The 8,537-nt window shown below is 49.3% G+C and carries 9 protein-coding genes; 5 read left to right on the top strand and 4 right to left on the bottom strand.

All coding sequences use genetic code 11. The features are described from left to right. Positions 1-273 (top strand): PH domain-containing protein (locus AC5JMP_RS18305; RefSeq protein ID WP_495852919.1); only part of this gene is annotated, 273 nt, incomplete at its 5' end. 111 nt (positions 274-384) lie between these two features. Here AC5JMP_RS18305 and AC5JMP_RS18300 read toward each other — a convergent pair. After that, positions 385-1,425, bottom strand: coding sequence for an AraC family transcriptional regulator (locus AC5JMP_RS18300; protein WP_495852918.1), 1,041 nt, complete (start codon positions 1,423-1,425; stop codon positions 385-387). Positions 1,426-1,746: 321 nt separating this feature from the next. On the opposite strand from AC5JMP_RS18300, the gene AC5JMP_RS18295 reads away from it, so the two are divergent. The 3 genes from AC5JMP_RS18295 to AC5JMP_RS18285 all read left to right on the top strand — a co-directional run bounded on the left by AC5JMP_RS18295 (position 1,747) and on the right by AC5JMP_RS18285 (position 4,892). Further along, positions 1,747-2,853 (top strand): PPC domain-containing protein, encoded by a 1,107-nt coding sequence (locus AC5JMP_RS18295; protein WP_495852917.1) that lies wholly within the window; start codon positions 1,747-1,749, stop codon positions 2,851-2,853. Between the two features lie 492 nt (positions 2,854-3,345). Beyond that, entirely contained in the window at positions 3,346-4,461 is a 1,116-nt protein-coding gene (locus tag AC5JMP_RS18290) for a GUN4 domain-containing protein (protein WP_495852916.1), read from the top strand. A 239-nt stretch (positions 4,462-4,700) separates the two neighbouring features. Continuing rightward, positions 4,701-4,892, top strand: a complete 192-nt coding sequence (locus tag AC5JMP_RS18285; protein WP_495852915.1) for a hypothetical protein — start codon at positions 4,701-4,703, stop codon at positions 4,890-4,892. Between the two features lie 164 nt (positions 4,893-5,056). On the opposite strand, the gene AC5JMP_RS18280 is transcribed toward AC5JMP_RS18285, so the two are convergent. Further along, the gene (locus AC5JMP_RS18280; RefSeq protein WP_495852914.1) at positions 5,057-5,845 is read right to left on the bottom strand and encodes an IS5 family transposase; all 789 of its coding nucleotides are present in this window, start codon (positions 5,843-5,845) and stop codon (positions 5,057-5,059) included. A 258-nt stretch (positions 5,846-6,103) separates the two neighbouring features. Here AC5JMP_RS18280 and AC5JMP_RS18275 point away from each other — a divergent pair, with 258 nt between their 5' ends. Continuing rightward, positions 6,104-6,970: a DUF1206 domain-containing protein gene (locus tag AC5JMP_RS18275; RefSeq protein ID WP_495852913.1), complete on the top strand. Its 867-nt coding sequence runs from the start codon at positions 6,104-6,106 to the stop codon at positions 6,968-6,970. 439 nt (positions 6,971-7,409) lie between these two features. Here the strand turns inward: AC5JMP_RS18275 and AC5JMP_RS18270 are convergent, their stop codons facing one another. Together AC5JMP_RS18270 and AC5JMP_RS18265 are read right to left on the bottom strand one after the other, a co-directional pair. Beyond that, entirely contained in the window at positions 7,410-7,826 is a 417-nt protein-coding gene (locus tag AC5JMP_RS18270; protein ID WP_495852912.1) for a hypothetical protein, read from the bottom strand. Positions 7,827-7,879: 53 nt separating this feature from the next. Next, positions 7,880-8,410, bottom strand: a complete 531-nt coding sequence (locus AC5JMP_RS18265) for a sll1618 family protein (RefSeq protein WP_495852911.1) — start codon at positions 8,408-8,410, stop codon at positions 7,880-7,882. Between the last annotated feature and the right edge of the window lie 127 nt (positions 8,411-8,537).

The following is an 8,537-nucleotide window of genomic DNA, read 5'->3' as shown; positions in this document are numbered from 1 at the left end:
AAAAATGCACTACAGCTAGAGGGCTTGCGTAAGTCCTCTAGGAAATTCCTGCTTGAGAAAGAAACTTTGCTTCCAGTGTTTAAGACCGTTCGTGATCACCTTGTATTCACTAGCAAGCGTATCATCGGTGCTAATGTACAAGAGTTGTCTGGTAAAAAAGTTGATTACACATCAATCCCCTACAGCAAAATACAAACAGTTTCTGTAGAAAGTTCAGACACACTCGATCGAGACTGTCAATTAGAAATTTATAGCTGTTGCCAGTTTGCTTAGCACATTTAGGGTGGGGCGCGCCCCACCCTAAATGTGCCCGTCCTAACCGCCTTAGCGGTTGCTATACATCAGCTCTATTGGTGAGATTCGTTTTGAGATGCAACGCAACTTCTAACTTGTTATTTTTTGTGTTTCGTCGGAGAGTCGATAGGTTCCTGGCGTGCTGCCTGTCCAGCGTTTAAAGGCGCGGTTAAAGGCGCTGGGTTCCGAAAAACCTAACAGAAACGCAATGGCGTGAATCGGAACAGTAGGATTTTTGAGATGCTGCAACGCTAATTCTTTGCGGGTAGCATCCAGCAGCTTTTGAAACGACGTGCCTTCGGCTTGTAGTTCGCGCTGCAAATGACGAGCGCTGATAGCTAGCTCTTGGGCGATCGCCCCAATCGTTGGCAAGTCTCCGGTGAGCTGTTGGGCGATCGCCTGCATGACCCGCTGCGTATAGTTTTTGGTAGAATTTTGGATGAGATGCATGTCAGACAGCATCCCCTCTGCGTATTGCTCAAACAGCGGCAGCAGTGCCGGATTGCTGGATAGAATCGCCCAATCGAGGCAGTCTGCATCAAAAATGAGGCAACTGATGGGCTTTAAAAACTCCACTTCTGTCTGAAAGATGCGAGCGTACTCTGCGGTGTTTTCAAGCGGTGTATGTTGAAACCAGGCGGCTGAGAGGGAAAGAGACTTTCCCGTCAAGTCTACGGTTGCCTTGAGCAACGATACAAAGGTGCATTCTACGGCATAGCGCAGTTCTTCTACTAAGTGGTTTTGCAAGTGACTCGTCATGTTGTAGTCATAATCAAAAAAAACCATACCGTTGGACACCGAAAAGTGAAGCGAAGCGCTCTTGCAAAACAATTGATTGTATCGACCTATCTTGTCAAAGACTTCTCCTAGCGTTTGGCAGTTGATCATGATATATCCCACAATGCCGAAAGTTCCTAAATTAAACGCTTCACCCAGGTGCAGTCCAAAGTTTTCATCACCCGTTTGCTTCACCGCCTCTCGCCACACAGCAGCATGAAGTGACCCTGGAATTCGCTGATCAGGCATTTTCAGCATTTCTGGCTCAAGTCCAGCCGCCGCACAGATTTCTCCAGGGTCTACGCCACAATACGCTGCAAATTGAAGAATGTTGCGCGTAGTGTAGACAGTCATGGTTCTCTCTTGCATGTATCCACCGTAGATTGCAAACGTGTTGAATTTGTTTGAACTGAAGTGTCCGCTCGTAGCGGCATTTCAAGCATCCTGTGAAAACTATTTCGCTCTATTGATTCATCCTGGATCTCAAACTTTTCGCAAAAAACACAAGATTTTTGAAATGATACGCTTCTCGATTTGTCGTTCAGAATGTTAAGCGATCCAAATGAACCGTAAGGCTGATGGCGCGATCGGTCAAGTTCTTGGCGGGTATGGTCAAGTGAATCATTAAATGGAGCGATTACCGTTGAAATGCACTAAAGTTTGCATTTGATTCACATGGCAGATAATTCTCTAAGCAGCGCCCGCCCACTAGGCGTTTTGGGTAGCAAACTCCTTGAGCGGCGGGATCTTGTTGGGCCGCGCGATCGCACCGATTTCTTTAAGTTCAGCCTCAAACGTAGCAGTGATGTCAACTTTCAGCTGTCTAACCTGCAAGCAAATGCTGACTTGCTGTTGCTAAACCGCTCTGGTAAGGCGATCGCGCGGTCGCAAAAGGGCGGCAAGCAGGCAGAGCAAATTACTCGACAGCTTCAGTCGGGCACCTATTACGTGCAGGTGTCGGGTCGTGGCAGCAAGAGCACCCGATACAAACTGGCGGGTTCCACAACGGCTGGCGGTGGCGGGAGCGGCGGGAGCGGCGGCAACGGCACCCGCAGCAACCCGTTTGATTTGGGGACTTTGAATGGTGGCTCTGTTGCGCGATCGCGCGACACAGCAGGCACGTCGGATGCAGAAAATAAATTCTACAAATTCCGGCTGGGGCAGATCAGCGACCTTAGTATTGCGCTCAGCCAAGTGTCTGGCGGCGGCACGATGCGCCTCTACAACGACACTAATCGCAACGGGGTACTTGATTTCAGCGAATCAACCATTGACTCTGGTGACGGTTCTGTATCCTCAAATCGCCCTATTTCTGCGGTGTTCCCGTCCACAGAGACTTACTTCCTGCAAGTAGTGCGAGACTTTTCTGCCAGCACGATGCAGTACGACATTACGTTCAACACGACACAGGTTCCGGGCAACATTCCCACCGATCCAGGGAGCGAACCCACGACTGCATTCAACCTGGGCAGTTTGAGCAAGGGTGGACGCTTGGAAGCAAAAGACTACGTGGGCAGAGTGGACGAGAATGACCTCTATCGATTCACGCTCAACGAGACAGGGCGAGTCACGTTTGGCAAGGCGGATGTGGCGGGCGACATCAACACGAATGTCACCATCTATCAGGACAAAAACAACAACAACATCCTGGATTCTGGCGAGTCGATTGGTTCGCTCATTGGGGCAAACGGATCTGTCGATCTGCAAGCTGGAGTGTATTACGTGTTGGCTAATCAGTCCAACGTGAGTAACACTGCTTATTCGTTGAGTATTAGCTCATAGGTTTCACAGACTGTGACGCAGCGTTCTCTGCTACGGCACAAACCATATTCAGACCTGTAGTTTTTCTGTGGGAATACAGGTCTGAGTGTGGTTTAAGCTCGCTTAGTCCTCAACTTGAGGCCGATGTAATCTTTACTCTGTCAATTCGTTTGGCTGGACTATTTCATCGTTAGTCTAAACTCCGGTTAAAACAATCGTATAAAAAATCCACTTTTCAAACGAATTCTAAACAACAAGGTCTCGTATCAATTTACGCAACGAAAAAAGTAGCTGATTCGAAGTGATGAATACTGGCAGAAGCTCGTATTCTACTGGGGACACATGAGCGATCGCATTGGGATCGTGTGTTGTTTTGAAGACATATATTCTGAAGCGGAAAATTAACGCGGAAAGCCTTACAAAACAGTAGTTACAGAACATCAAGGTTTCAGCCGATTTTGAGATTAAAATTCTCCATTTTTAAGTTACGTGCTGGTTTCGAGGTGCTTGTTCATGTCTAAAATGCTAATCCTGAAGCCGTTAAGCTGTGTCTTGACGGTAGCCCTAGGCACAACTACGACGCCACCCGTGGATGCCCAGACCGGATCTTACCGTGTCGCTTGTCAAACGATGGTTTCTCTGAGCCAGGGAGCGAGTTTGACCTACCGACTGGCGGGCAGCCTGCCGGAGATCACTGCGGCGGAACGTCTTCAAAACCCTGTTGGAACAACCTTGACCCTAACGGTGCAGTGGCAAGATCGAAATGGCCGCGTTCAAACGTTGCTCAATGCTTCTGCTTTGGGGGATTATGAGCAGCTAGCTCCTGATGCTGATTATTCTCAACTGCCCTTTGAAGAAACGTTTCGCGGTCAGCCCAACAATGCCGATTTCCTGTATGGAACACCAGCTTCGGTGCATGGACTCTATGTCAGTCTGCGTCCCACCAGCGGAAAACCCCAGCAGATACAGACCGTCCACTACTTGAACTCTGGTGAGTATGTGCGCTCAACGGTGGGCGACTGCCAGACTGGGAATACTGATCCTGACACGACTGTTGACGAGCAGTTGAAACGATTGCAAGAACGACTCCAGGCTGAAGACTGGGTCGCTGCCGATAGAGAAACCCGGCGGTTGCTTGCCCCGGAGTCGGCCTCACTGCCGCCGTTTGAGCCAGTATTCGTGCCGCCGGAGATGATTCGTGCCATCGACCAGATGTGGCTAACGGCCAGCAACGGACGGTTTGGTCTCAGTGTTCAGTTGCGTCTTTGGCAGCAAGCATTGACCGAGCACCCTAACAATCGTGAAGCGGCTGTCAATGCCTTTCGCGATCGCGTAGGCTGGAAACTCACTGCTCCTCGCTCTGAGGTTGACTTCATCAGCAGTGACTGGTTGAATGAGTCGGAGCTGACCTACTCCTTGCAAGCTCCGCAGGGACATCTGCCCTGGGGTGGGGTATCAGATGAGGTGGTGCAATCGGTTGCTATTCCACCGCCAGGGGTACATTGTGGCAGTTGCACCGTCGATGCCATGCAGCTACGCAACGAACGCTTCTATAGTTACATTCCTCAACTGATGGAACGGGTGGAGTTGTCGTTAGACTCCCCGGTATCCCAGACTCGGAATCATTAGCATACCCATGCACACTAACCACCAGACGTCGATTGGTTGGGATGCGAAGGTTATAGCTGTTGTCAGTTTGCTTAGAACATTTGTGGTGGGGCGCTTGGCGCCCCACCACAAATGTCCCCGTCCTAACCACCTTGGCGGTTGCTATATCTGTGATGGGTGATGGATAACGTTGGGTTTCGCAAACTCATTGGATAGAAGATTGTGTTGAACTGCACTAAAACTATTTTGGAGAAGCATTCATGAAAGCGATGATTTGCACAGAGTACGGCTCACCTGCTGTTATGCAGTTAAAAGAGCTAGAAAAACCTACTCCTAGGGAAAACGAAGTGTCGATAAAAATATATGCGACCACAGCAACATCAGCGGATGTGCGCATACGCAATGCCGATTTTTCTATGGTTTCAAAAGACCTAAGAAAAACACCATACTAGGGTGCTAACGCTGAGTACATCTGTCTACCTGAAGCAGCCGCAGTTGAAACTCAACCTGTCAATATGACCTATGAGGAAGCCGCCGCCATTCCTTTTGGAGCAACAACCTCATTACTTTTCCTGAGAGACAAGGGAATTATTCAAAAGGGACAAAAAATCTTGATCTACCGTCGATGGTAGCCACTCTCTTGTTTCCATTGTTGCCGTCCTACGGCCTCAATCCTCTCTAGAACTCGGTTGCGAGGATGGACTTCCCCCGTTTCTGGATCGTCCTGCCACCGAGCTGCATCCTCACGAGGGAGAATTGTAGGTTTCGCTCCGCGTGAGGCGATCTCGTCATAACCCTTGCGTTTGTCATAGGTTCCATCACCTGAGACTTGCTCAATCTCATCGTCAATCTCCTTAAGGATGTCGGCAAATGCTTCCTCATCACTGACGTTGTTGGTACTGGCAACGGCCGCTGAAATCTCTCCAGTGGTTTCCTTGACTCCCACATGCAACTTCCGCCAAGTGCGTCGCTTATCGACCCCATGTTGCCGCACTTTCCATTCCCCTTCCCCATACACCTTGACTCCGGTGGAATCCACCACCACATGGATGCCACCTTGACTTGGGGCGATCGGCATCTCAACTGCCACCTTGCCGATGCGCTGCGATAACACACTATGGTCAGGCATCGGCAGGTCTATCCCCATCAAACCAAACAACGACTCTAGGAACCCTTCGGTTTGTCGTCCGGGCAAGTTGAACAGTGCTTGCACTGTTGCCATCAAGGCAATTGCCCCATCACTGTAGTGCCTAGATGCTCCCCGTCGTCCACTCTTTTGCGCGTTTATCCACCCGGCAATCACGGTCTCGTCAATCCAAAACGTCAAGCTGCCTCGTTGTTTCAGCGCCGCATCATACTCACTCCAGTTGCGGATTCGGTAGCAGGGTTTGGGTTTTGTTTTCATCGTCAGCAATGGACAGAGACTGCTAAATCATTAAAATTTCACTTATTTCATAATCTTTATGCAACAACGCCGTTTTGTGAGGCTGTATTTTGTCAATGTGGTGGATACCAATACAACTCAGATCATCCTGGCGATTGCAGTTTGAGTACAGACCCATCTGCCTTCGTCATCCTGACTCCGCAGCGCTAGGCTCCTGTTATACTGAACCTGACTTGATTGTGATCAACCCGCAAACTCACAACCGGGGACGTAATACTTGTGAAACAGAAGAATTTACCAACCGGAGACAATGAAAATCAAGTAGAAAGTGCTGTACAAAAGACAGCAGCTAACCCCTGGGTCGAACGGCTAGCTCGGTTAGGATTTGCAGCTAAAGGGATTGTTTATGCCTTAGTTGGCTTACTAGCAGCTCAGGCAGCATTTGGCATAGGGGGTAGAAAAACGGATACCCAAGGTGCCCTACAAACAATCGTGACTCAACCTTTTGGACAAATTTTGCTGAGCTTAGTGGCGATCGGGTTGTTCGGATATGCCCTGTGGCGCTTAGTTGAGGCAGTGGCTGACCCCGATCACAAGGGCACAGATGTGAAAGGCATTCTTCAGCGCTGTAGTTATGTGAGCAATGGTTTGGTTTATGCCAGTTTAGCGCTAACCGCAGTACGAATCGTTTTGGGTGCTGGGGGTAGCAGCAGCAATGCCTCACGAGACTGGACGGCCCGCCTGCTAGCTCAGCCCTTTGGACAATGGTTAGTAGGAACAATCGGTGCGCTAGTGATTGGGATTGGAATCTACCAGTTTTACGAAGCTTATAAAGCAAAGTTTCGACAGAAGTTGAAGCTGAATGAAATGAGTGAAGTTGAACAGGCTTGGGCTATTCGGATTGGCAGACTAGGTCTGGCGGCACGAGGAGTTGTCTTTGGAGTAATTGGCTTTTTCTTGATTCAGGCAGCACGGCAGTCTAATCCTAATCAAGTAAAAGGGTTGGGAGGTGCTTTGACATCGCTGGCGCAGCAACCCTATGGCTCGTGGGTTTTAGGCATTGTGGCGATTGGGCTGATTGCTTACGGTGTCTACTACATTGTACAGGCACGCTATCGGCAGATTGGAACTGCTAAGAGGACTTAAAACGGTAGTGTTGCAAAACAGGGCAATGGGTAAAGAGACGGGTCCGGGGCTATCGAGAAGAAGTAATTTCGCAACAGGGCGATGTTTGGAAGCTGGCATTGCGCCCACTCGGACATGAAGGTTTTACCTTTCAGCCAGGGCATTCAGTAGATAGCTCTAGTTTTTGAGCGATCGCTGCCTCTATTTGGCTGGCTTGGATAACTGGGAACTTATATTGCAATTCCTTTAAGCTTGAATACAAGTCTTCCCGATCGCCTCCTTAGAAGCTGGATTTGAGCAACTCACTGACCAGATGAATCTGTTTGTCTGCCCCATAGTCCATCAGCTCAACTTACAGCTTATATTTTCATCCTAATAGAGTGATTAATGAGGGTTAAATGTTCCTGTCCTAACCGCTAAGGCGGTTGCCATAAACCCAAGGCTAAATTTGTGCGGCGATTTAGCCCATTTCCTTTAAAACAGTTTTGGCTTCTTGAATTAGCTCGTCCTGCTCTTGTCTCAAAACTTCTAAGCGAGATAAGATTTCGGTCAGACGATGCACATTTTCAGGCGGTTTTCCGCTATCTTCTTTCCAGCGAAAAACCGCCGCGAAAAGCTGAAATAGAGTAGCAAATATCCAGCGCGTCAGCGAAAGGGGCGCTTGTAGAACAAAAATCCATAGCTTTTGGGTAAGCTGGGCGATCGCTCCAAACAATCCCGATAGCAGCAGCAAAGCGATCAAAACTAGCCCCACTAGCCAGAGCGGATGAGAGACTAGCCAGTATCCCATGGGGTGAGCGTCCAGCCAGTTTTGCAACGGTGAAGCTAGGCTAGTTAACACTCGATCAACAATTCGGTTACTGAGTATCTGCTCCATGGGATAGGGTTCTCACAAAATCGCGCCGGGGGTTTACTTCCATAAGGGTTTGCTCATACAAGGGGCTGCAATGCCTCTCCAATGCGTTGACGCTGCTCGTCGTCATAGCCCCAGCGATCGAGAAATGTCTGATATTCCCCGGCTCCTGTAACGACGCTGTGCAGCAGCTTCTGGGCTTTTAAGCTAACCTCAGACAGCTTTACTTGATGAATCAGCTGGGTGGTTCGCCGCTGAACTCGGTCTGATCCTTGTGCCATCTCCTCATTGTGGTTGCGTCGATGAGCGATCGCCATTGCGGTAGACATTGCCAGGTTCTTGACCAGCAGTTCTGCCACAGTTTCAGGAGCCGATTGAAGTGCCTGAACAACGGCAGTAGAAGGCTCATCAGCCAGCAATCGCTCGTCCGTTAAATAAGTGACAAAAAATCCGCGTGCCCCATTCTCGCTATGGACTAAATCTGCGATCGTAGACTGAATTTGTGCCGCCGATATCCCTGACTCCATTGCTGCCAGGAGCGACTGCGTGATGGCGATCGCCTGTTCAAACGTGACCGGATTGGGCACCACTAACGAAGAGTCGCTCATAAGAAGCTAATCAATAAGCCGAGAGATGGAGAGTTTCTAGGTATCCTACAAGCGTAGCGCACCCTGTCGGTTACTAAAATTTTCGTACTTTTTCTCTAAAACTAAAATACGCCTGTACCATGGAGAG

Source organism: Drouetiella sp., from assembly GCF_059504425.1.
This window is presented reverse-complemented; position numbering and strand designations above follow the sequence as displayed.

What these genes read in the sequence shown, in the direction of transcription:
- AC5JMP_RS18300 (WP_495852918.1), bottom strand. Translation starts at nt 1,425, where the DNA reads ATGACTGTCTACACTACGCGCAACATTCTTCAATTTGCAGCGTATTGT.
- AC5JMP_RS18295 (WP_495852917.1), top strand. Translation starts at nt 1,747, where the DNA reads ATGGCAGATAATTCTCTAAGCAGCGCCCGCCCACTAGGCGTTTTGGGT.
- AC5JMP_RS18290 (WP_495852916.1), top strand. Translation starts at nt 3,346, where the DNA reads ATGTCTAAAATGCTAATCCTGAAGCCGTTAAGCTGTGTCTTGACGGTA.
- AC5JMP_RS18285 (WP_495852915.1), top strand. Translation starts at nt 4,701, where the DNA reads ATGAAAGCGATGATTTGCACAGAGTACGGCTCACCTGCTGTTATGCAG.
- AC5JMP_RS18280 (WP_495852914.1), bottom strand. Translation starts at nt 5,845, where the DNA reads ATGAAAACAAAACCCAAACCCTGCTACCGAATCCGCAACTGGAGTGAG.
- AC5JMP_RS18270 (WP_495852912.1), bottom strand. Translation starts at nt 7,826, where the DNA reads ATGGAGCAGATACTCAGTAACCGAATTGTTGATCGAGTGTTAACTAGC.
- AC5JMP_RS18265 (WP_495852911.1), bottom strand. Translation starts at nt 8,410, where the DNA reads ATGAGCGACTCTTCGTTAGTGGTGCCCAATCCGGTCACGTTTGAACAG.